16 protein-coding genes are annotated in these 23,278 nt (G+C 62.8%); 11 read left to right on the forward strand and 5 right to left on the reverse strand.

Annotated elements, in window-relative coordinates; genetic code table 11:
- Positions 1 to 210 precede the first annotated feature (210 nt).
- The gene (locus BLV47_RS35860; RefSeq protein WP_143038325.1) at positions 211 to 546 is read right to left on the reverse strand and encodes a hypothetical protein; all 336 of its coding nucleotides are present in this window, start codon (positions 544 to 546) and stop codon (positions 211 to 213) included.
- A 147-nt stretch (positions 547 to 693) separates the two neighbouring features.
- On the opposite strand from BLV47_RS35860, the gene BLV47_RS31295 reads away from it, so the two are divergent.
- The 8 genes from BLV47_RS31295 to BLV47_RS31330 all read left to right on the forward strand — a co-directional run bounded on the left by BLV47_RS31295 (position 694) and on the right by BLV47_RS31330 (position 14,855).
- Complete coding sequence (locus BLV47_RS31295) at positions 694 to 1,257, forward strand: fimbrial protein (RefSeq protein ID WP_092320394.1); 564 nt, start codon at positions 694 to 696, stop codon at positions 1,255 to 1,257.
- Between the two features lie 27 nt (positions 1,258 to 1,284).
- Positions 1,285 to 2,049 (forward strand): fimbrial biogenesis chaperone, encoded by a 765-nt coding sequence (locus BLV47_RS31300; protein WP_092320395.1) that lies wholly within the window; start codon positions 1,285 to 1,287, stop codon positions 2,047 to 2,049.
- Between the two features lie 184 nt (positions 2,050 to 2,233).
- Entirely contained in the window at positions 2,234 to 4,789 is a 2,556-nt protein-coding gene (locus tag BLV47_RS31305) for a fimbria/pilus outer membrane usher protein (RefSeq protein ID WP_244168982.1), read from the forward strand.
- Positions 4,789 to 5,550 (forward strand): fimbria/pilus periplasmic chaperone, encoded by a 762-nt coding sequence (locus tag BLV47_RS31310; protein ID WP_092320397.1) that lies wholly within the window; start codon positions 4,789 to 4,791, stop codon positions 5,548 to 5,550. Before BLV47_RS31305 ends, BLV47_RS31310 begins: the two co-directional genes overlap by 1 nt.
- A 79-nt stretch (positions 5,551 to 5,629) precedes the next feature.
- On the forward strand, positions 5,630 to 7,273 hold the full coding sequence (locus tag BLV47_RS31315; protein ID WP_425272203.1) for a ShlB/FhaC/HecB family hemolysin secretion/activation protein: 1,644 nt from the start codon (positions 5,630 to 5,632) through the stop codon (positions 7,271 to 7,273).
- Between the two features lie 75 nt (positions 7,274 to 7,348).
- Positions 7,349 to 10,384 (forward strand): two-partner secretion domain-containing protein, encoded by a 3,036-nt coding sequence (locus BLV47_RS31320; protein WP_092320399.1) that lies wholly within the window; start codon positions 7,349 to 7,351, stop codon positions 10,382 to 10,384.
- Positions 10,385 to 10,598: 214 nt separating this feature from the next.
- A complete protein-coding gene (locus BLV47_RS31325) occupies positions 10,599 to 11,759 on the forward strand; it encodes a fimbrial protein (protein ID WP_092320400.1) in 1,161 nt (386 codons plus the stop codon).
- A 171-nt stretch (positions 11,760 to 11,930) separates the two neighbouring features.
- Positions 11,931 to 14,855, forward strand: a complete 2,925-nt coding sequence (locus tag BLV47_RS31330) for a two-partner secretion domain-containing protein (protein ID WP_092320401.1) — start codon at positions 11,931 to 11,933, stop codon at positions 14,853 to 14,855.
- Between the two features lie 116 nt (positions 14,856 to 14,971).
- Here the strand turns inward: BLV47_RS31330 and BLV47_RS31335 are convergent, their stop codons facing one another.
- A complete protein-coding gene (locus tag BLV47_RS31335; protein ID WP_092320402.1) occupies positions 14,972 to 15,760 on the reverse strand; it encodes an IclR family transcriptional regulator in 789 nt (262 codons plus the stop codon).
- Positions 15,761 to 15,960: 200 nt separating this feature from the next.
- Positions 15,961 to 16,392 carry a PaaI family thioesterase gene (locus BLV47_RS31340; RefSeq protein ID WP_092320403.1) on the reverse strand — a complete coding sequence of 144 codons (432 nt, stop codon included), beginning with the start codon at positions 16,390 to 16,392 and terminating at the stop codon, positions 15,961 to 15,963.
- A gap of 265 nt (positions 16,393 to 16,657) precedes the next feature.
- Between BLV47_RS31340 and BLV47_RS31345 the strand changes: the two genes are divergently transcribed.
- The 3 genes from BLV47_RS31345 to BLV47_RS31355 are packed head-to-tail and all read left to right on the forward strand — an operon-like array spanning position 16,658 to position 20,765.
- The gene (locus BLV47_RS31345) at positions 16,658 to 18,361 is read left to right on the forward strand and encodes a long-chain fatty acid--CoA ligase (protein WP_092320404.1); all 1,704 of its coding nucleotides are present in this window, start codon (positions 16,658 to 16,660) and stop codon (positions 18,359 to 18,361) included.
- A gap of 48 nt (positions 18,362 to 18,409) precedes the next feature.
- Entirely contained in the window at positions 18,410 to 19,765 is a 1,356-nt protein-coding gene (locus BLV47_RS31350; RefSeq protein ID WP_092320405.1) for an MFS transporter, read from the forward strand.
- Positions 19,766 to 19,796: 31 nt separating this feature from the next.
- On the forward strand, positions 19,797 to 20,765 hold the full coding sequence (locus tag BLV47_RS31355; protein ID WP_092320406.1) for an NAD(P)H-dependent flavin oxidoreductase: 969 nt from the start codon (positions 19,797 to 19,799) through the stop codon (positions 20,763 to 20,765).
- 170 nt (positions 20,766 to 20,935) lie between these two features.
- Here BLV47_RS31355 and BLV47_RS31360 read toward each other — a convergent pair whose 3' ends face one another.
- A complete protein-coding gene (locus BLV47_RS31360) occupies positions 20,936 to 22,078 on the reverse strand; it encodes an acyl-CoA dehydrogenase family protein (protein ID WP_092320407.1) in 1,143 nt (380 codons plus the stop codon).
- Between the two features lie 10 nt (positions 22,079 to 22,088).
- Positions 22,089 to 23,276, reverse strand: a complete 1,188-nt coding sequence (locus BLV47_RS31365) for an acyl-CoA dehydrogenase family protein (RefSeq protein WP_092320408.1) — start codon at positions 23,274 to 23,276, stop codon at positions 22,089 to 22,091.
- Between the last annotated feature and the right edge of the window lie 2 nt (positions 23,277 to 23,278).

Raw genomic sequence — 23,278 nt, forward strand, 5'->3', positions numbered from 1 at the left:
TGCTGTACGTTTTGCCGTAATTGCTGGCCTAAAGCGGCCCTAGTGGAGGCGTGAAGGGGTTCGAATCCCTATCTCTCCGCCATACAAATGAAAGCCCCGGAAATCATCGATTTCCGGGGCTTTTTTGTTGCCTGCCGTTTTGCCCAAGCTGCTTTCCCACTGCGCTGCAAGTCCTCACCCGGTCCTCTCGACGTTCTTGTTCGCCTGACTTTACATCTGCTGCGGTGTATTGCCTCTTCCTCCCAACGCCTGTTGTCGCTCTCGATAGCGGGTGTGGGCCAAGTTGATTTCGCTCATTAGCGATTTCACTAATCTGCTGCTTATTAATAAGTTTTCAAGTTTCAGCACAGTTGCCCTGTATTTAAAAACTTCATCTGGATGTTGTGTTGTGGACGATGTTTTTGGGTTGTAGGAAATTTCTTGAAGATCTCTGGGAGTATTCCTGTAATTCGAGTCGGCGTGGTCTTGATCTAAAACAATCGGCTCTTCGATATGGTGGCGTCCTGCTGGCAAGCCTGGCTCGCTTGTGTGATTGAAGTGGGGCATCGAGCTGGAAACCAGCAGTAATCATAAACGTTTAAAGGCGGGGCAAATCTTTTCTTCTATTGCGGTGGCAAGAGTGTTTGCCGACCTCTTTGGTATAGGGAAGTTTCTTGTTCTTGTTCCTTTGAGTCATTTGGAAAAGGAAATCAGATGAAACGCAAGTCTCTCTTGTCCATGGCTACTTCCGGTTTGATGCTGGCTGCATTGATCCCGACGTTTGCCCAGGCTACCGACGGTGTAGTGAACTTCAGTGGCAGCATCACTGACGTGACCTGCGAGATCAACGGCAAGGCGCCGGGCGAAAACAACGTGACCAACGTTGAGTTGGGCACTTTCTTGCCTACGCACTTTGCAAAAATCGGAACCACCTCCGACTTGAAACCCTTCGAGCTGAAACTCTCGGGCACTAACTGCAAGAACGACTCCAAAGTGTCCATCGAGTTCGATCAGGTCAACAACATTGACCCGGCTACAGGCAACCTGAAGCTGATCGGCAGTGCACCGGCAACCGGTGTACAGATCCAGATCTACAACGACAACGCTGCTCAACCGCAGAAGATTGTCCTGGGCCAGGCCGAGACGACGCCACAGGTGGCAACGGTTTCCGGTAACGCCGCAACCCTCAAGTACAAGGCCGCTTACGTCTCTACGGCAGCTTCGGTCGGTGCCGGTTCGGGTGTTTCCTTTATTCGCTACACCCTGGCTTATCAGTAACCGTCGTTAGTTATTAAGGGGCAGGTCATGACGCCGACAGCGCGTTTTGTACATTCTCTCGTTATCGGTGTCATGTTCCTGGGGCTGTTCTCGGGAACTGCGCATGCCGGGATAGTTCTACAAGGTACTCGGTTGGTTTATCCGGCTGACGCCCGGGAAGTTACATTGAAAATAAGTAACTCCGGTCCTGTCCCTCTTTTGGCGCAAAGTTGGATCGATAAAGGGGAGGCCAATAAGGCCCCTGAAGAAATACAAGTGCCTTTTCTGCTGGCACCGGCGGTCAGTCGCCTGGAATCTGGCGATTCGGCAGTACTGCGCCTCGCTTATTCGAAAGAGCCATTGGCGACCGATCGCGAATCATTGTTCTGGCTGAATGTACTGGAAACTCCACCACGCAAGGAGAAGGATGAAAACGTACTGCAGTTTGCTTTTAGAACACGTATCAAGATTTTCTTTCGACCCCACAATCTTGACGGCGCTGTCGACTCGGCCGCTGAAAAACTCAAGTGGGAATTCAATCGCGCCGGTCATTTGAGTTCAGCTCCAACAGGTACGCAAGTGCCTGTGGTCAAGGTATCCAATCCAACGCCTTACTACGTGTCTTTCGGTCGTATAGACGTTGAACTGGGAGGCCGTCAGTTCGCACTTAAACCAGGCATGGTTGCGCCGTTTGCCCAGGAATCGTTCGCCTGGCCGGCGACAGCTCCGAAAGATCCGGCCAAGGCTTCCATCAGCTATGAGGTGATCAACGATTTCGGTGGCCGCCGGTTGCTGAAAAGTTCACTGCTCTAGTTGGTTTATTAATTCAACTTCGCTCGTTTGTCCGGTTGCTCTTTCTTGAGCGCGTTGGGATCTCGTTATGTTGAGTGTTCAGTGCCATAGGCGCGGTGTATCTGCGCGCCCGGGTGTTTGGTGTGGTCGGGGTTCTGCTCCGGTTGTACAGACGCTGTGTCTGGCAGTGCTGATGGGGCACTCGATGGTCCTGGTCGCGAGCGAGGAGAGCTCTCACCAGGCTGGCGGCGAGCGTGTGCTGTTCGACAGCCAGATGTTGTTTCAAGGCAAGGAGACACCCATCGATACTTCGCGCTTTGAGCAATTGGGTTATATCGCGCCCGGCAAATACCTGCTCGATCTGCTGGTGAGTGGCCAATGGCGGGCGTTGCTGGAGGTCGAGTTCCGTGCCAGCGACGAGCAGCAAGGTAGCCAGCCGTGCTTCGATCGCGGGTCGCTGCAGCAACTGGGGATCGACCTGCACAAGGCCGATGTTGCGCAGGGAGCCGGGGCGTCCCACCCGCTCATGGGGGAGGGGTTGTTCTGTGGAGACCTGGGCAGCTACATCCCTGGGGTAACCAGCCGCATCAATATCGCCGAGCAGAAGATCGAACTGTCGGTGCCGCAGTTCTTCCTCCAGCCGAACCTGTCGAAGACCTACGTCGATCCGGCGAGCTGGGATTCCGGAGTGTCCGCGGCGGTGCTCAATTACAACACCAGCCTGTTCAGCTCCCAGAGCCGTGGACAAAGCCAGACCAATGGCTACGCCGGGCTCAACATGGGGCTCAATATCGGCGCATTGCGCCTGCGCCACAGCGGTACCGCGACCTGGTCGCCGGAATTGGGCAGCCGCTATCAGCGTGGCTATATCTATGCCCAGACCGAGCTGGCGGACTGGCACTCGCAGTTGCTGGTGGGGGAAAGCGTGACCGATGCCGATCTGTTCGATTCGGTGTCGTTTCGCGGCGTTCAGTTGGCCAGCGACCCGCGGATGTTGCCCGATACCCAGCGTTACTACGCACCGCAAGTGCGGGGCACCGCCAGCACCAATGCCAAGGTGTCGGTGTATCAGCGCGGCTATCTGATCTACGAGACGACGGTTGCCCCCGGCCCCTTCGAAATTGCCGATTTGCAGGCGGCAAGCTTTGGCGGTGACCTGGAGGTAACGGTCACCGAGGCCAATGGAAAAATCAGCCGTTTCACCGTGCCTTTTGCCACCACCGTGCAATTGCTGCGGCCGGGCACTTCACGCTACAGCCTGACGGCGGGCCAGGTCACCGACCCGGGGCTAGGCGGCGAGCAGTATGTGGCCCAGGGCACGGTGCACCGCGGGCTGGATAACCAGCTGACCGGTTACCTCGGTACGGCAGTGACCGGCAGCTACATGTCGGCGCTGATCGGCAGTGCGCTGAATACCTCAGTGGGCGCTTTCGCTCTGGACCTGACTCAGGCCAGAACCGAATTGCCCCGGGACGGCAGCCTGCAGGGGTCGAGCCTGCGCCTTTCCTACAGCAAGAACCTGCCCGTCAGCGGTACGCAGTTTTCCCTGTTGGCGTATCGCTATTCCACCAGTGGCTATCTGGGGCTGCATGACGCCATTGCCTTGCAGGACTACGTGGAGCGTGGTGCCGGGGTCGAGTCGTTTTCCCGCGTGCGGGATCGCCTGGACGTGAACATCAACCAGCAACTGGGCGAGGGCGGCGGCCAGCTGTATGTCACCGGCTCCAGCCTCAAGTACTGGAATCGCCAGGGCCAGACCCTGAATTTCGCACTGGGCTACGGCAATCAATGGCGGGGCAACAGCTACTCATTCATGGCCCAGCGCATGCGCGCGTCCAGCAATGGCTCGGGACGTGGAGCCGGGGCGGACAACACCTATTTCAGTTTCAGCCTGTCGATCCCCTTGGGGCACGAGGGACGGCGGGGAACGACGGTCAACGCCTACGCCAGTCACGACCAGAACTCCGGCGCGCATTACACCAGCGGTGTGTCCGGGACCCTGGGGGAGCGGGGCGATGCTACCTATGCCGTGTCCGCGTCCCATGATCAGCGTCAGCGCGAAACCGCGACCAACGCCAGCTTCAACTACTTCATGCCCGAGGTGTCCCTGAGCTCGAGTTTTTCCCAGGGCAGCGACTATCGCCAGCAATCCCTGGGGGCTTCCGGAGGCATGGTCTTGCATCGGGGCGGCCTGACCTTCTCCCAGACCCTGAGTGAAACCTCGGGCCTGGTGTACGCCCCCCATGCCAAGGGTGCCAGGGTCGGCTATGCCCGGACGCGGGTGGATGGCAGCGGCTACGCCGTGGTGCCGAGCCTGAGCCCCTATCAATTGAATACCGTGGACATCGATCCCAGCGGCATGGCCGACGATGTCGAACTGCAGGTCAGTTCGCGCAACGTCGCGCCGGTGGCGGGCGCGGTGGTCATGCTCTCGTATCCCACCCGCAGGGCCCGGGCGTTCCTGATCGATAGCCGACAGCCCAACGGCCGGCAATTGCCGTTTGCCGCGGTCGCCGTCGATGACCAGAGCGGCGCCGAACTGGGGGCCGTCGGCCAAGGCAGTCGCCTGGTGCTGCGTTCCGAACAGGACCAGGGAACCCTCCGTGTGGAGTGGGGCACTGAGCCGGACCAGCGCTGCCTGATCGACTACCAGTTGCCGCCCCGTGATCCGGCGTCCGCCTCCGGTTATGACCTGCTCCAGCTTCCCTGCCGGACACCTCCCGCTGGCAACGCGGGTTCACGCCAGGGGGGAGAGCCTTGATGCGCTACCTGGAAGGGCGGGACATGCCACGCCGTGCCGATGTTGGCCGCTGGCTGCTGGCGGCGCTGCTGCTGTGGTGCAGTGCCTGGGCCCAGGCCGACCTGTCGATTGCCGGCACCCGGTTCATCTTCCCCGCTAACAGCTCCGTCATTAGCATCAGGGTTGGCAACATCGGCCAGGCGCCGATCCTGTTGCAAGCCTGGCTGGACAAGGGCGATGCCAAGGCCAGTCCCAGCGGGCTGGCGGTGCCTTTCGTACTGTCGCCGCCGATCTCCCGGCTGGAGCCCATGCAGCGCACGGCCCTGATGCTGCGCTACAGCGGTGAGCCGCTGCCTGGCGATCGGGAGTCGGTGTTCTGGATCAACTTTCTGGAAGTGCCGTCCCGGCTGCCGGTGACCGAGAACGTCCTGCGCCTGGCCTACCGCATGCGCATGAAGCTGCTGTATCGCCCCCAGGGCTTAACGGGCACGGCAGACCAGGCCGTACGCCAGCTCAGGTGGCGCTTCGCCGCCGAGGGCAAGGGCGAAGGCGCACTGCTGGCCAGTAATCCGACGCCGTATTACGTGTCCTTCGCCCAGTTGGCGCTGGGCAGCGGCAGTCGATCCATCAGTTTGCAGGGCATCACCGTGGAGCCTTTTGGCTCGGCGCGGATCGCCCTGCCCGAAGTACCAGGAACGACCCCGGATCAGGCGGTGGTTCATTACCAAGTGGCAACAGACAGCGGGGAGACGCTGAGTGGAAGTGCGCGGATACAAGACTGAAGTTGCCTTGGGCAAGTCATTGAGCGGCCCGCCGGCCGGGTACCTGGCGTGGGCTGGGCAACGGCTGTCCAGAAGTTGTTTGAGCCTGCTCTTGCTGCTGCCGGGGCTGGCGACGGCCGCAGGGTATGTACCCAGCGCGGGGCGGGCGATGCGTGATATCGAGGCCACCCAACCGGCGTTGCCGGAACCGGCGGAACCGGAGTTGGACCTGCCGGCGGTCAAGCCAGCGAGTGCACCCGCCCCGGATACCTCGGGTATTCGCCTGCAGGTCAACGACTTCGTGCTGGTGGGCAATCAGGCGTTTTCCAATCCGACCCTGTTGGCGCTACTGGCGGACCTCAAGGGGCAGGAGCTGGACCTGAACCAGTTGCGTGCGGCTGCCGAACGCCTGACCACCTATTACCAAAGCCAGGGCTACATGCTGGCCCGGGCCTTTCTACCGGCCCAGGAGATCGAGGACGGCGTGGTACGCATCGAGGTCATCGAGGGTCGTTACGGCCGTATCGAACTGCACAACCAGTCCCGGGCCCTGGACTCGGTGCTCCGTGGTCCTTTGTCGGCATTCCAGAGCGATGCCCCGGTGTTGAGCGATGACCTTGAGCGCAGTCTGCTGTTGTTGAGCGATCTGCCCGGAGTACGGGTCAAGGGCACCTTGCGTGCCGGCGAGCAGCGCGGCACCACCGACCTGCTGATCGATGCCCGGCCCGGGCCCTGGGCCAGTGGCAGCCTGGAAGCCGACAACTATGGCGGCTACTACACCGGCGAATATCGGCTGGGGGGCAGCCTCAATCTGAACAACCCCTTGCGCCTGGGCGACCAGCTCAACCTGCGGGTGCTGGGCAGCGATGAGGATCAGCGTTACTACCGCGCCGCCTACAAGCTCCCGCTTGGCCCCTGGTCCACCAGCCTGGGCGTGGCCTATTCGCAGATGACCTATGAGCTGGGCAAGGTGTTTGAACTGCTGGAGGCCCACGGCCAGGCCAGCATCGGCAGCGTCTTCGTCACCCAGCCGCTGATCCGCAGCCGTACCTTCGATCTCAGCGCCCAGCTGCAATACGAGGACAAGCGGCTGCGCGATGACATCGATCTGTTCGAGGTCAGCAGCAAGAAACACGTGGAACTCTGGAGCCTGGGCCTCAATGGCAATGTCCAGGACAGCCTGCTCGGCGGCGGCCAGACCTTCTTCTACCTCACCTTTGGCAGTGGGCGGCTGAGCCTCGACGATCCTGGTGACCAATGGCGTGATCACTTCACCGCCGGTACCGCCGGCGGCTTCCAGAAGTTCAACCTCAATGCCGCGCGCCTGCAGTACCTGAGCCCGCGTTTTCAGCTCTACACCCAGCTCAACGCTCAGTGGGCGTCAGCCAACCTGGACAGCTCGGAAAAGTTCGGCGTGGGCGGTCCTTTCGACGTGCGTGCCTATCCCCAGGGGAATGGCAGTGGCGACCTGGGCTGGCAGGCCAGCCTGGAGTTGCGCTACGCCCTGGCGCCTCGCTGGCAGCTCAAGACGTTTGTCGACCACGGTGCGGTGCAAGTCAACAAACGTCCCTGGACCCGCGAGGAAAACCGCCGCCAGCTCTCGGGCGCCGGTGTGGGCGCCAGTTGGAGCGGGCCATCGCAACAGATCAGCGTGACCGGCGCCTGGCCCCTGAACAACAGCCAGGAAAGCAGCGGACCCGAACGCACACCGCGGATCTGGGCCAGCGCCACACAGTATTTCTGAAGGCCTGCGTGTACTTCGGATGCAGTGCCGTCCTGCAAAGGTTGCAGGGCGTTAATTGATAGATGAGGAGTCAACGTGAACAAGGTTTATGCATTGGTATGGAATCAGGCCCAGGGTTGCTGGACTGTGACCGACGAAGGCGCCCGTCGCCGCCGTCGTTGCGCAACCCGCAAAGGCCTGGTGGCGATGGTTGCCGGCTTGCTGGGCCTGGGCGGTCTGCCCGCGGCTTTCGCCTTGCCAACCGGGGGAACCGTGGTCTCCGGGACGGCGGATATCCTGACGTTCGATAACGGCAAGCAGATGTCGATCAACCAGCACACCGACAAGTTGATCACCAACTGGAACGACTTCAGTGTGCGCAACGGCCAGACCGTGACCTTCAGCCAGCCGACCAAGACTTCCATCGCCCTGAACCGGGTGATCGGCGTCAACGGCAGTGACATCCAGGGGCAGATCAAGGCCAATGGCCAGGTGTTTTTGATCAACCCCAACGGGGTGGTGTTCGGCCAGGGCGCGCAGGTGAATGTCGGCGGCCTGGTGGCCTCGACCCAGAACATCACCGATGCCAACTTCACCGCTGGCAATTACAAGTTTGCCGGCACCTCAACAGCGCAGATCGTCAATAGAGGCATGATCACCGCTGCTGACGGCGGCAACGTGGCGTTGATCGGCAAGAGCGTGAGCAACGACGGCACCATCAAGGCCCAGAAGGGCCGGGTGGCCCTGGGCGGTGGCAATGAATTCACCGTCAGTTTCGACAGCAACAACCTGCTGGACCTGCAAGTGGATGCCGCGGCGATCAATGCCCTGGTAAGCAACGGCGGCCTGCTCAAGGCCGACGGCGGGCAGGTGCTGATGACCGCCAAGAGCGCCGGCTCCATGCTGCAGACCGTGGTCAACAACCAGGGCGCCATCGAAGCCAACACCCTGTCGCGCAAGGCCGGCAAGATCACCCTGGATGGCGGTGACGTGGGTGTGGTCAACGTCGGCGGCTCGATGAGCGCCAGTGCGCTGACCTCGGTGGGCGATGGCGGTGTGGTCGAGACCAAGGGCGCCAACACCAAGGTGCAACTGGCCGCGCGGGTCAACACCCTGGCCAACAACGGCAAGGCCGGCACCTGGAAGATCAGCTCCAACGAGGTCAAGGTCGGCCCTACCGCTACGGCCGGCAACAACAACGTGTATGCCGATACCCTGGCGCACAACCTGGCCACCACCAATGTCGAGCTCAACAGCAAGAGCGGTGACGTTTCGGTGGACGGCGCCATTGCCTGGGCCAGCGGCAATCAACTGAGCGTCAACTCGGCCCAGGACATCCACATCAATAGCGGCCTGAAGGGCAGCGGCGGCGGAACTCGCATCGAGCTCAATGCCGATCGGGACATCAAGCTCAATGGCGCGGTGGAACTCACCGGGATCAACAACAGCCTGGGTCTGGACTACGGCAATTCCTATGCCCTGGGCAAGGATGGCCGGGTCACCCTGTCCGGCAGTGGCGCCTGGTTCGACGCCAATGGCGACCTGTACAACGTGATCCAGAACGCCGCGCAGCTGCAAGCGATCGGTACCAGCCTCGACGGTCTTTATGTACTGGGCAATGACATCAAGGGCAGCGGCAGCATCAAGTCCATTGGTGGCAGTAACCAGTTCACCGGGACCTTCGATGGCCTGGGCAATACCATCAGCGGTTTCACCGTCAACACCGATGGCTCCTACGGTGGTCTGTTCGGCAAGTCGTCGGGTGATATCAGCAACCTCAAGCTGGCCTCCATGACCATCAACGGCACGACCTCCAACGCCGGCTTCGGCAATATCGGCGGGCTGGTGGGCTTGAACAGCGGCACCATCACCAACGTCAGTGCCACCGATCTGCGGGTGGTTGCCAACAGCAATCAGAACAACTACCTCGGTGGCCTGGTGGGGATCAACTCCGGCGGCAAAATCGATCGTGCAACCATGGCCGGTACCGTCACCGGTAATGGCTACACCCTGGCTGTCGGCGGGCTGGTAGGGGAAAACTGCAACAGTTTCGCCGGCACCGGTTCCATCACCAACAGCAGCACCAACGTGCAGGTCCTGGGCACCATGCAGATCAGTCCCGTTGGCGGTATGGGCGGCCTGGTGGGGGTCAACAAGGGCGGTTCGATTGCCGACTCTTCCAGTGCCGGCACCGTCGGCACCGGTTTCAACCGCTACGTCCAGGACCCGAACCTGGGTGGCTTGGTGGGCTACAACCAGGGCGGCACCATCGAGCGCGCAAGCTCCTCGGTCAACGTCTGGGGTTACGCCGCCAGCAACATCGGTGGCCTGGTGGGCTTCAACAACGACGGCACCGTCACTGACTCCAGCGCCAGCGGTGCGATCACCGGTACGGGGTCAGCGGCAGCAGGCGGCCTGGTGGGCTTGAACCAGAACAGCGTGCTGAACAACGTCAGCGCTTCCGGCAGGGTTGCCGACTCGACCGGTGCCAACGTTGGCGGTCTGGTGGGCAAGAACAGCCGCAGTGAAATCCATACCGCTGAAGCCACCGGTGAGGTTGTGGGGGGTGGCAGCGGCAACATCGGCGGCCTCATCGGGAACAACTTTGCCGGCACTACCGAATATGCAGTGGCTCGCGGCAAGGTCAGCGGCGGCACCCTGAGCTATATCGGCGGGTTGGTGGGGCTCAACAATGGCGACCTGAGTTCAGTCGAGGCCAGCGGTAATGTCAGCGGCGGCGCCAGCAGCTTCGTCGGCGGCTTGATAGGCACCAACGGCGATTATGTGGATCACCGCATTGATACCGCATCGGCCAAAGGTAACGTCGTGGGCGGTGTCCAGAGTACCGTTGGTGGCCTGGTCGGGCAGAACAATTCGCGGATCGCCAACTCTCTGGCCAGTGGCGAGGTGAGCGGCGGCAGCTCTGCCCTTCTGGGTGGATTGGTCGGCTTGAACCAGGGGGATATTCGTCAGTCCGTGGCTTACGGCAACGTCAAGTTCCTCGCGAACGGCAAGCAGATCTACGGTGGCCTGGCCGGCGTCAACGACGGAATCCTGGCCTACAACACCGCGTTGGGGCAGGCGACCCAGGTACCGTTGGTTGGCCTCAATCAGGGCGATATCCGCAACTGATGAGGTAGTACAGGGGAGACGCAGTTTCTCGATACGCCGTGCCGGTGCAGGGCGTATCGGGGCTGCTGGCGGGTACCTGCTTGTTCCGTCCCCTGTCTGTTCCTTGCCGATGGCCGGAAGCATCCGGCCATCGCTGTGCAATCCATCTCGCTTGTGCATCACGCAGCCGCTTTAAGGGGCCGCGGTACACAGGCGCAGGCTGGGAGAATGACAGATGATTCGCCAATGGCTCAGGCTGGTAGCTGATCTGCAACGACGTTGCCTGTGGGTGGGCGCAGTGCTGTTGACAGGGTTGTCCTGTGGGGGCGTGCAAGCCGCCACGGTCAATGGCTTTGCGCTGAACTGTGAGTTCAGCAACGGTGATGGCACGCCGTGGGTGGCGGTTACGCCGTTGGACGGCAGGGCCAAGGAGGGCGATGTGTTGTGGCAGCGCGCGGTCAGCCTGTACACCAACTTCCGCTATTCCCCCTCGGGTAACCGGGAGCGCGAGTTGGTCACGGTTGGCAACTGGAGTGGCGGTACGCCGCAACGTTTTCAATCCGCACCGACCAACGTCGAGGGAATAGGCTTTCGCGTTACGGTGAACCCCCAGGATGGCGGGCCCCTGACCCTGACACAGACCCCCAAGCTGATCGCCCTGGAAAAAAGCGAACTCGTTTACGACACCGGTGGGCGCCCCTTCGGGACCATGATCACCCGCTTCACTCAATCACTGATCCTGACGGTACCGCCGGACCAGTTGCCCAGCGGCAAACTGACCGTCGAGAGTGTCGTCGGCAGTTCCAACCTGATGCTCTATGCATTCGACCTGCCCGCCAACCTGGCGGGCCTGGGCTCCGAGGTGGCATGGCCCACCGACACCACCCCCCCTGGCATCTGCCGGCACAATTACCCATTGATGGGGCCCGAGCTGATCAGCATGGGCGGCGGCGGACCGATCGTGATTCCCAACACCTGCGTGGTCGAGGGCTACAAGACCATCCCTGTGCCTTTGGGGCGCTTTGCCCTGACGGACTTTCCCAAGGTCAACGACACCTCGCCACAGGTACCTTTTCGCATTGAGCTGAGTCGTTGTGCAGCCAATGCCAAACCGCGCATCAGTTTCACCGACAAGTCTTCTGCCTCGATGCCCCCGGGAATCCTCGGTCTGAGTTCCTCGACCCAGTCCCGACCCGCCAAGGGCTTCGGCATCGTGGTGATCAACGACCTGACCCGGCTCCCGATCCAATACAACGGCGAGAGCTACGAGATGCAGCGCGTGGGTGATGGCGCAAGCATTCCCTTGCGGGCCAGCTACATCCGCACCGGCAACGACGACGAAATCGAAGCCGGCCAGGCCAATGGCGCTGCGGAGTTCACCTTTACCTTCCCCTGACCACGACAGGCACCGAGCAAACCCAGTTGCGCCATGGATTGCCTTGGCGCAGGCGCGCCTGTGCCCTGCGTGCGCCCTAAACAACGCTTCAACGGTCCCAGCGGATCTTTGGATGTTGTGCCGCCCTGTAAAGGTTTGCAGGGCGTTGTTCAACCGATAAGGAGTATTTGCATGAACAAGATTTACGCGTTGGTCTGGAACCAGGCCCAGGGTTGCTGGAACGTGACCCATGAAGGGGCGCGCCGTCGGCGCCGCTCCGGCTCGGGCAAGGGCCTGGTGGCGGCCGCCAGCCTCCTGGCATTGATCGGCGGGCCCTCGGCCTTCGCCTTGCCGACAGGCGCGCAAGTGGTGTCCGGGAGCGCTGATATGCAGACCCAGGGCCAGCACCTGTCCATCAACCAGCACAGCGACAAACTGATCACCCACTGGAAGGATTTCAACGTGGGTGCCGAGCAGTCGGTGACCTTCAACCAGCCCAGCAGTACCTCGATTGCCTTGAACCGGGTGATAGGTGTCAATGGCAGTCAGATCCACGGGCAGATCAATGCCAACGGCCAGGTGTTCCTGATCAACCCCAACGGGGTGGTCTTCGGCCAGGGCGCGCAAGTGAATGTCGGCGGCCTGGTGGCTTCGACTCAGAACCTCAGCGATGCCGATTTCAATGCGGGCAACTACAAGTTCGCCGGGACTTCAGGGGCGCAAATCCTCAACCAAGGCACCATCACCGCCGCTGACGGTGGCGCTATCGCGCTATTGGGGGCGAATGTGCGCAACGAGGGCACGATCAAGGCCCAGGGCGGGAGCGTGGCGCTGGGCGCGGGCAATGGCTTCACCGTCAGTTTCGACAACAACCAACTGCTGGACTTGCAAGTGGATGCCGCAGCGGTCAATGCGCTGGCAAGCAATGGTGGCCTGCTCAAGGCCGACGGCGGACAGGTGTTGATGACCGCCAAGGGCGCCGGTGCCATGCTGCAGACCGTGGTCAACAACCAGGGCACCATCGAAGCCAATACCCTGTCGCAAAAAGCCGGGCGGATCACCCTGGATGGCGGCGCTGTGGGGGTGGTCAATGTTGACGGTACGCTGCAGGCCAGCGCACTGGCTGGCGAGGGCGATGGCGGGGTGATCGAGACTCGGGGGGCGAGCACTCGAGTGCAGTTGCCGACCAAGGTCAATACCCAGTCCAGGGATGGCCAGACGGGCACCTGGAAGATCGCCAGCAACGACGTCAAGGTCGGCTCGTTCATCAGCGCCAAAAGCAACACCGTGCATGCCGATACCTTGTCGCGCAACCTGGCCACGACCCATATCGAACTGGCCAGTGGCAAGGGCGACGTGGCGGTGGACAACGGGATCTTCTGGTTCAGCGGCAACCGCTTGAGTCTCTCTTCGGCCAAGGACATCCGCCTGGATGACAGTCTGTTTGCCGGCGGCGCCAATGCCCGGGTCGAACTCGATGCCCAGGGCGATATCAAGCTCAACCGTCAGCTTGTGCTGAGCGGCAGCAACAGCAGTCTTGGGATCAATCACGGTGGCGATGTTGCGCTGGGCCAGAATGGACGCGTCACGTTGTCCGGCAACGGTGCTCGCTTTGACGCCAACGGCGCAGACTACAGCGTCATTCAAAATGCCAAGCAGTTGCAGGCGATCGATAAAGACTTGGCGGGTCGCTATGTCCTCGGCAACTCCGTCCATGGCAGCAGCGCCCTTACCGCAATAGGTGGGCAGCAGGGGTTCAGCGGCGTCTTCGATGGCCTGGGCAACACCCTCAGTGGCTTCACGGTCAACAGCAACGGCGCCGATGGCGGATTGTTCGCCAGTTCGTCCGGCAGCATCAGCAACCTCAAGCTGGCCTCGATGACCATCAACGGCGCCGCCTCCGGTTCCGGAGCGCTCGGCGGCCTGGTCGGGCGCAACAGCGGCAGCATTGCCAACGTCAGCGCCAGCGATCTGCGAGTGAATGCCAGGAGCCGGCAGGACAACCTGGTGGGTGGGCTGGTGGGGAGCAACTTTGGTGGCTCCATCGATGCGTCGTCCATGAGCGGCGTGGTGCTGGGTAATGCCTACACTTCGGCGGCCGGTGGCCTGGTGGGTGAGAATCGCCAGGGAGCGGCCGGTGGTGGCAGCGTGACCAACAGCCGCGCCGATGCCCGACTTACCGCTAGCATCGCCAGCCATGCCGAGGGCGGAGTGGGTGGATTGGTGGGCATCAACCGTCAAGGATTGATTGCCAATTCCGCAAGCTCCGGAGCGGTCTACAGTGGTGCCGGCTACAGCTACAAGGGCACGAACCTGGGCGGCCTGGTGGGCTACAACGAGGGCGGCCGTATCGAGGGCTCGCAGTCCGCGGTTGCCCTGTCCGGCAACGGCGCGAGCAACGTTGGAGGCTTGGTCGGGCGCAACGAATCGGGCCGGATCAGCGACTCCTCGGCCAGCGGCGCGCTGCAGGGCACAGGCTTTGCCACGGCCGGTGGCCTGGTGGGGCTCAACCGCGACGGTGTTCTGCGCAACGTCAACGCCAGCGGCTCGGTCAATGCGGCGAACGGCCAGCACCTTGGTGGTCTGGTCGGGCAGAACCTTGACAGCGACATCAGCATGGCCGAAGCGTCCGGTAGGGTTCAGGGCTCCAGCAACAGCCATGTGGGCGGACTCATCGGCTCCAACGCCGGCGGGCTCGTTGCCCAAGCGCTGGCCTTGGGCGATGTCCAGGCCAAGGATCAAAGCCATGTCGGCGGACTCATCGGTTACAACACCGGGAACCTGAAATCGGTCGAGGCCCGCGGTGACGTCAGTGCCGGCGCCAAGAGCATGGTCGGTGGACTGGTGGGCAGCCATGGTGTCGACAAGGGTGACAGCCTGATCGACACGGCCTCGGCCAAAGGCGCGGTCACCGGCGGCAGCTACAGCCTGGTCGGCGGCCTGGTGGGGCAGAACAACGCCCAGATCGTCAATACGCTGGCCAGCGGCGAGGTCACCGGCAGCCGGGATGCGCGGCTGGGTGGCCTGGCGGGCCTGGACTTGGGTGACATTCGTCAATCCGCAGCCTTCGGCAATATCCAGGTGATTGCTGGCTATGACAGGTGGGGTGACGAGTAACTGATGGGACGGCCCCGCTGATTCCGGGGCCGGTCCAGGGTGCGTCATGGCCATTCATGGCGTACCCGATGTACCCGGCTCGTTGCACAAGCCGAACATCTGCCCTGGCGTCTGCTTCAGACGCCGAGGCTTTCCAGATCCCGGGCCAGCATCACCAACTGGTGGGCCAGGGAGTTTTGAAGTTTTTCGCTGGACAGCTGAAAGCTCGGGGCTCCGCAGGTCAGGGCCATGATGCTGCCGTCGGCCAGACGCAGTGGCACGCCGGCGCCATTGACGTTGCGGTCCCACTCTCCCAGCGACAGGCAGAAGCCAAAGGCTTCGTATTCACGGAAGGAGTCCTCCAGGGACTTTTCCAGGACCGGCCACTCATCTCCGACTTTTTTCGCCACTTCCCGCAGCAGATGGTCACGCTCGATTTTCGGCGTGGCCGCCAGGTAGGCCCGTCCCGCCGCGCTGGTGGCCAGGGGCAGGCGCAACCCGGGCTCCATGCGCAGACTGGCCACTTCCGGCGGGCGGCTGCTGTCCACGTGAATCATCGACAGGCGATCGCGGCAGGTCAGGCTGACCGTGGTGTTGGTGCGCCGGGAGAACTCGTCCATGAAGGGTTTGCCCAACTGGCGAACCCGCAGGCTGGCGGAGTAGGCGTAACCCAGGGCCAGTACCGCCGAATCCAGCTGGTACTTCTCCAGATCCTGGTTGTACTTGAGATAACCCAACTGCGTCAGGGTGTAGGTCAGGCGCGAAACCGTGGGTTTGGGCAGGCCGGTGATGCGGGCGATGTCCTGGTTACCACGTACCGCGTGACCGTGGGTAAAGGCCCGCAGGACTTCCAGGCCACGGGCCAGGGCTTCGACGAACTTGCGGTCTTTGGGCGCTGGTTCCGGGGCGTCGTTCGGGTCGTGCATGGGGTCTTCCGGTAGGGGCTGGTGCCGGGCGCAATGCCAGTTGACCAGACAGCGGGTTCTTGGAAACAGGGCAAAAATGTTATCCCGGAACCACTTGAAATGAAATCGACGATTCCTTCTCGGAACACTATTGCGCCAGGCAGGCAGCCGTCTCGTCAGGCGGTCGTAGCGGGTCGATCCAGCGTCTGCGGCTGACCGTCTCAGCGGCTGTCGAGGCGCAGTCGGCCACGCTTGAAAACGCCCTCGGCGCTGGCCAGCAGTCGATCCTCGGCATCCAGCAGGTCGCAACTGGCCATGAAGATCTTCACGCCGCCGCCCCGGGTACGAGCCACTGCGCGGACCTCGGTCCCCGGGGGTGTGCTCGCCATGTAGTTGATGTTCAACGACAGGGTCAGGGCCAGCCGCCATTGCTCGGGGTCGGCGTGCCAGGTTCCGCTCATGCCCATGGCGGTGTCGGCCAGGGAGGCGATGACGCCGCCGTGCAGATTGCCGGCCTGATTGAGGTGATGGGGCTGGACGGTGACCGCGATGACGGTCTGCGCCTGCTGGTATTGCTGCAGGTCCAAGCCGAGATGGGCGGCGAAGCCACTGAACAGACCTTGCAGTATCGGCGCGTCAGGTACGGCACTCATAGGCGATGGCCCTTGGGGTCAGGTCCTGGTCCGAGTCGCGGGAGGCGAGGCGCCCATGACCGGCAGGCGGTGATTTTTCTGATTGTGTTTCGCAGAGGCATTTGCGCGTTGAAATGCAGAATGTCAGCGAATAATCTACCGGTAAATACGGAATGATATTTCGCACAGCGAAATATAAGTGATTGAAATGAACCGGGTGCATGGGGCAGGATCGACCCGATCCGGAGGTTGCATCCCGATCGACCCAGGGTTTGAAGGAGGCTCCATGTCCACGATCCGTACTCAGCGTCCTCATCACCGTGTCTGGCCCAAACGCTTGCCTCTGGCGCTGACGGTGCCGGCCACCTCGCTGTGGTTCAACCTGGAGGTGGCCGCCCAGCGCTACCCGGACAAAGTGGCGTATCGCTTCTTCGGTCGGGAGCTGAGTTTTTCGATGTTGCGTGCCCAGGCCCTGGCCTTGGCCGGCTGGTTGCAGAGCGTGGGCGTCGAATCCGGGGATCGGGTGGCGCTGTACCTGCAGAACTGTCCGCAATTCATCGTCGCCTACTACGCCATCCTGCGAGCGAATGCGGTGGTGGTGCCGGTCAATCCGATGAACAAGGTGGAGGAGTTGAGCTATCAGCTCGACGATGCCCAGGCGCGGGTGCTGATCTGTGCCGCGGACCTGACGCCGATTGCCCAGGCGGCCAACGCCACCCTGGCGCCCGAGCAGCAATTGCGCGAACTGCTGGTGACCCGCTATAGCGATGCCATGCCGGCGCCGGCGGACCTGCATCCGGCGGAAGCCCCCAGTCCCGAGATCGATGCCTGGCTGCGCAGCGCGCCGCCCCTGGCCACGGGCTACCGACGCTGGCTTGAAGTGCTCGACCTGGCCTTGAGCCCGGGGCCCCATGACGCCCAGGCCGACGACCTGGTCATGCTGCAATACACCTCGGGCACCACCGGCCACCCCAAGGGTTGCATGCACACCCATCGCAGCCTGATGAGCAACGCGGTCAGCGGCAGCTGGACCCAGTCCACCGTCGAGTCGGTGGGCCTGGGGGTGGTGCCGTTCTTCCACATCACAGGCCTGGTGTGTTTTGTCCTGCGGGCGGTGTTCGACGCCACCAGCACGGTGATCATGCCGCGTTGGGATCGGGAGCTGGCCGGGCGCCTGATTTCCCGTCATCGGGTGACTCACTGGACCTGCATCCCGACCATGATCATCGACCTGTTCGCCAGCCCCAACTACCAGGGGTTCGAGCTGTCCAGCCTGGTGCATATCAACGGCGGCGGAGCGGCGATGCCGGAGGCCGTGGCGCAGCGCTTGCGGGAGGAGTTCGGCCTGACCTTTCTCGAAGGCTACGGGCTCACGGAAACCGCCGCCGCCAGCCATGGCAACCCCCCCGAGAGGGCCAAGCTGCAATGCCTGGGCATGCCGTTCTTCGGCGTCGACTCGCGGGTGGTCGATCCCCAGACCCTCAAAGAACTGGAGCCAGGCCAGGTGGGGGAAATCATCACCTTTGGTCCGATGCTGTTCAAAGGCTACTGGCGCAACCCCGAGGCGACCGCGGCGGCTTTTGTCGAATTCGAGGGCAAGCGCTTCCTGCGCACCGGCGACCTTGGCCACATGGACGAGGAGGGGTACTTCTTTCTTACCGATCGCCTCAAGCGAATGATCAACAGTAGCGGTTTCAAGGTCTGGCCGGCGGAGGTGGAGGCCCTGCTGTTCAAGCACCCGGCGGTGCATGAAGCCTGTGTCATCGCGGCCCGGGACGCCTACCGCGGAGAAACCGTCAAAGCCCTGGTGGTCCTGCGCAGCGAGGCCGTTGGCCGTACCCGTCCACAGCAGATCATCGACTGGGCGCGCGAGCACATGGCCGCCTACAAAGTGCCGCGGCTGCTGGAGTTCGTCGACAGCCTGCCCAAGTCCGGCTCCGGCAAAGTCATGTGGCGGGTGCTCCAGGAGCGCGAGGCCAGCCCCCCCTGAACAGCGATGTCCTTGATGCGCTAACCAATGCCTGCGCCGGAGACGACAATGACGACAAAAATAATAACTGTCCAAGATCCGCACGCTTCACCCGACCCAGGCCAGCAGCTCGACGCGCTGTACGCGAAGATTCGCTGGCGCCTGCTGCCACTGCTGATGCTCTGCTACATGATCGCCTTCCTCGATCGGGTCAATATCGGTTATGCCCAACTGCAGATGAAACAGACGCTGGCGTTTGGCGACGCGGTCTATGGCCTGGGGGCCGGAATCTTCTTCATCGGCTACTTTCTTTTCGAAGTCCCCAGCAACCTCATGCTCAAGCGCAGCGGCGTGCGCAAGACCCTGCTGCGCATCATGTTCTGCTGGGGGCTGGTGGCCGCGGCGATGATGTTCGTCGCCACACCGTTGCAGTTCTACATCCTGCGTTTTCTCCTGGGGGCCTTCGAGGCGGGGTTCTTTCCGGGGGTGATCCTGTACTTCACCTACTGGTTCCCGGCACCGCGCCGCGGGCAGGTGATCGCCATCTTCATGACCGCCGCTGCCGTCGCCGGGCTGATCGCCGGTCCCGTCTCGGGGAGCATCCTCAAGTACCTCAATGGCGTGGCCGGCTTCAACGGCTGGCAATGGATGTTCGTGATCCAGGGCCTGCCGGCCAGCGTGCTGGGGGTGCTGGCCTTTCTATATCTGCAGGACAGCCCGGAGCAGGCCCGGTGGCTCAGTTCAAGGGAGCAGCGATTGCTCAAGGAGGACATGGCCCAGGACCTGAAAAATGCCCGCCACAAGTCCCGGGACAGCCTGGCGCAGATGTTTCGCGACCCCAAGATCTACCTGCTGTCCCTGGCCTATTTCATGTTCCTGGGCGCCACCTACATGCTGGTGTTCTGGATGCCGAGCCTGATCCAGGGCTGGGGCACCCAGGACCTGTTGCTGGTGGGGTTGATCACGGCGGTGCCCAATATCATCGGCATCGGCGGCATGGTGCTGATCGGCTGGCACTCGGACAAGCAGCGTGAGCGCCGCTGGCACTTTGTCGGCAGCATGGCCGTCGCGGCATTCGGCCTGGCGATCATCACCTTGCTCAACGGCCACCTGGTGATGTCGGTAGCGGCCCTGTGTGTGGCCTGCGTGGGAATCAAGGCCGGCACTCCGCTGTTCTTCGCCCTGGTCAGCGAGTACCTGTCGGTGGCGGCCACTGCCGGGGGCATCGCCTTTATCAGCAGCCTGGGCAACCTTGGGCCGGCCGTTACGCCCTGGCTCAACGGGGTGATCAACAGCCATACCGGCGGGCATGTCTCCAGCATGTACCTGGGGATTGTGATGTACCTGCTGGCCGGCGCCCTGGTGTTGATCACGACGCGTAGCGCCAGAGCCCCCCGAGCCGCAGTGGCCCTGGCCGAATCATGAACCTTCTCGTCAATGGCACAGGAGCCAGAGCATGAGCTTGCCCGAGATCCTTTCCCAGCGTTTGCGCTTGCCGGTGGTGGCGGCGCCGCTGTTCATCATTTCCACCCCTGAGCTGGTGATCGCCCAGTGCAAGGCCGGTATCGTCGGTTCGTTCCCGGCCTTGAATGCTCGGCCCGCAGAGCGCCTGAGTGAGTGGATCGAGCAGATCACCCAGGCCCTGGCCGAGCACGATCGGCTGCACCCGGAGCGGCCTGCTGCGCCTTTCGCGGTGAACCAGATCGTGCATCGCTCCAACGACCGGCTGGAGCAGGACATGGCGGTCTGCGTGAAGTACAAGGTGCCGATCATCATCACCTCGCTGGGGGCTCGCCCCGAGATCAACCAGGCGGTGCACAGCTACGGTGGCATCGTGCTGCACGACGTGATCAACAACCGCTTTGCCCGCAAGGCCATCGACAAGGGCGCCGATGGCCTGATTGCGGTGGCAGCCGGTGCCGGAGGCCATGCCGGCACCCAGTCGCCCTTTGCCCTGGTTCAGGAAATCCGCCAGTGGTTCGACGGCCCGCTGCTGCTTTCGGGGGCCATCGCCTCGGGCCGTTCGATCCTCGCGGCCCGGGCCCTGGGCGCCGATCTGGCCTACATCGGCTCGGCCTTTATCGCCACCGCTGAAGCCAACGCCGTACCGGCCTACAAAGAGATGATCCGCCAGTCGGGGGCCGAGGATATCGTCTACACCAACCTCATCACCGGGGTGCATGGCAACTACCTGAAAGCCTCGCTGAGCGCCGCCGGCCTGGACCCCGAGGCGCTGCCCAGCAGCGACCCCTCACAGATGAACTTCGGCGCGGATCGACAACGGCCCAAGGCCTGGAAGGAGATCTGGGGCTGTGGCCAGGGCATTGGCGTTCTGCACGCGGTGCCGGCCGCCGAAGTGCTGGTGGCGCGCCTGGCCGCGGAGTATCGAGAGGCTTGCCAACGGCTTGGCTGCCAGGTGTTCTGAGTCGCTGTGGCTTGATAGCGCTGCCGGCAGTTGCCGGCAGCGGCGTTTCCGAGAACGCTGTGGCGGCTACCAGAGCTTGAAGCTGTAGTCGAGGATCAGCCGGTTCTCATCCACATTGGCGACACCTGCCGCCCTTTTGCCCAGGACCTGTGGTTGCCGGTCCGAGTGACTCATGGGGTCGGTGCTTGGCCAAGGGCGATGTAGCGCTGCAGGTGGTGATCCTCGTCCCCCAACTGATGGTCGATCATTACCAGCCGCTTGGCGTAATGGGCCAGTGGCAACTCCCAGGTCATGCCGATACCGCCATGCAGCTGGATACATTCCTCCGCCACCAGGACGCCGATGCAGCCGATGCTGACCTTGGCCGCCGACAGGCTGCGTTCGCGGGTCAGGCGCTCGGCGTCGAGGGCGGCCGCGGCGTTGATCACCGCCGAGCGCGCCTGCTCGATCTCCAGCAACAACACCGCCATGCGATGCTGCAGTGCCTGGAAGCTACCGATAGGACGGCCGAATTGCTGGCGGGTACGCAGGTAGTCCAGGGTCGCCAGCTTGGCGGCCTCCATGGCGCCCAGGGCTTCCGCGCACAGCGCCAGCACGCCTCGGCCAATCGCCCGCTCCAGGGGCGCGTAACCCTGGTGCAGGTCGCCCAGCAGGGCATAGCCCGGCAGGATCACCTGGTCCAGGCGCACCTGGGCAACCGGGCCGCTGTCGAGGGTGGCGCAACCCCGGATCTGCAGGCCCGGGGTATCTGCCGGTACCAGGAACAGCGAAATTCCCAGGCGGTCGTCGATGGCCCCCGCGGTGCGTGCCGAAACCACCAGCAGACCGGCCTGCTCGCCGTGCAGGACCAGGCTCTTGAGGCCGTCCAGGCGCCAGCCATCGGCATCTGGCTCGGCGCGGCAGGCGACCCGGTTGAGTTCGTAGTGGCTGTCGGGTTCGTCATGGGCCAGGGCGGCGATCAGGCTGCCGTCGATGATCTTCGCCAGCTCGACTTTCTGCGCCTCGGTGCCGGCGCTGGCGATGGCGTCGCCGGCCAGCACCGCGCTGCCCAGCAACGGCTCTACCAGCAGCCCGCGACCAATGGCCTCGAAGACCAGGGCCAGGTCGAAGCCGCTGCCGCCGTAGCCACCGTCGGCTTCGCTGAACAGGGCGCCGATCACCCCCAGGTCCGCCATCTGGCGCCAGATTTCGGGGTTGAAGCCCAGGTCGGATTGCAGGCTCTGCTGGCGTTTTTCCAGGTTGTACTGCTGGGCGATGAAGCGGTTCAGGCTGTCGCCGAGCATGCGTTGTTCTGCGCTGTGTTCGAAGTTCATGTGCGCCCCCTCAGAGCCCGAGAATCATTTTCGAAATGATGTTTTTCTGGATTTCATTGGAGCCGCCGAAGATCGACAGCTTGCGATTGTTGAAGTACTGCGCCGCCGCGCTGCTGGCGAAGGCCGGGCCCAGGTCCAGCGCGTCGGCCTGCTCCTGGGCCGCCATGACCCGGGCGGCGGGGCCCATGGCCCGGCGTAGCAGGGCGGTCAGTTCCTGACGGATCTGCGTGCCGCAGATTTTCAGCATCGAGCTTTCCGCGCCGGGGGCACCGCCGCCGGCGACGGCCGCGATCACCCGCAGGTTGGTGGTCTTCATGTTCTCGAGATCGATCTCGACCCGTGCCAGGCGCGCGGCGAATTGCGGGTCTTCCAGCAGCGGCCGGCCGTGGCGGGTGCGCTGTGCCGCCACGCGCTTGAGGCGCTGCAGCGCGGCCATGGACAAGCCGACCCCGGCAATGTTGGTGCGCTCGTAGGTCAGGAGGTACTTGGCGCAGGTCCAGCCCTTGTTCTCCTCGCCCACTCGATTGGCCACCGGCACCCGCACGTCGGTGAAGAAGACTTCGTTGATTTCGTGATCGCCTTCCAGGGTGATGATCGGCCGCACCTCGACCCCGGGGCTGGCCATGTCGATCAGCAGGAAGCTGATGCCTTCCTGGGGCTTGGCCTCACGGTCGGTGCGTACCAGGCAGAAAATCATGTTGGCGTGCTGGCCCAGGGTGGTCCAGGTCTTCTGGCCGTTGACCACATAGTGATCGCCGTCGCGCACGGCCGTGGTCTTCACCGCCGCCAGGTCCGAGCCGGCACCGGGTTCCGAATAGCCCTGGCACCACCAGTGGCGGCCGTCGAGAATCCGCGGCAACCAATAGTCCTGCTGCTGCGGGGTGCCGTACTTGATCAGCACCGGCCCCAGCATATTGACGCCAAAGGGCACGATGCGCGGCGCATTGGCCAGCCCGCACTCCAGCTCGAAGATGAACTTTTCCACGGGGCTCCAGCCCGGTCCGCCAAAGGCTTCGGGCCAGTGATTGGCCAACCAGCCGCGGGCGTTGAGCAGTGCATGCCATTGCTCCATATCGGCCTTGGACAGGCGCTCGCCTGCGGCCACCTTGTCACTCAGGGCAGTGGGCAGGCGTTCGGCGAGAAAGCTTCGCACCTGGTCGCGAAAGGCCTCTTCTTGTGGGGTGAAACTCAGGTCCATGG

This window comes from Pseudomonas saponiphila (assembly GCF_900105185.1).
In the GTDB taxonomy this organism is placed as follows: domain Bacteria; phylum Pseudomonadota; class Gammaproteobacteria; order Pseudomonadales; family Pseudomonadaceae; genus Aquipseudomonas; species Aquipseudomonas saponiphila.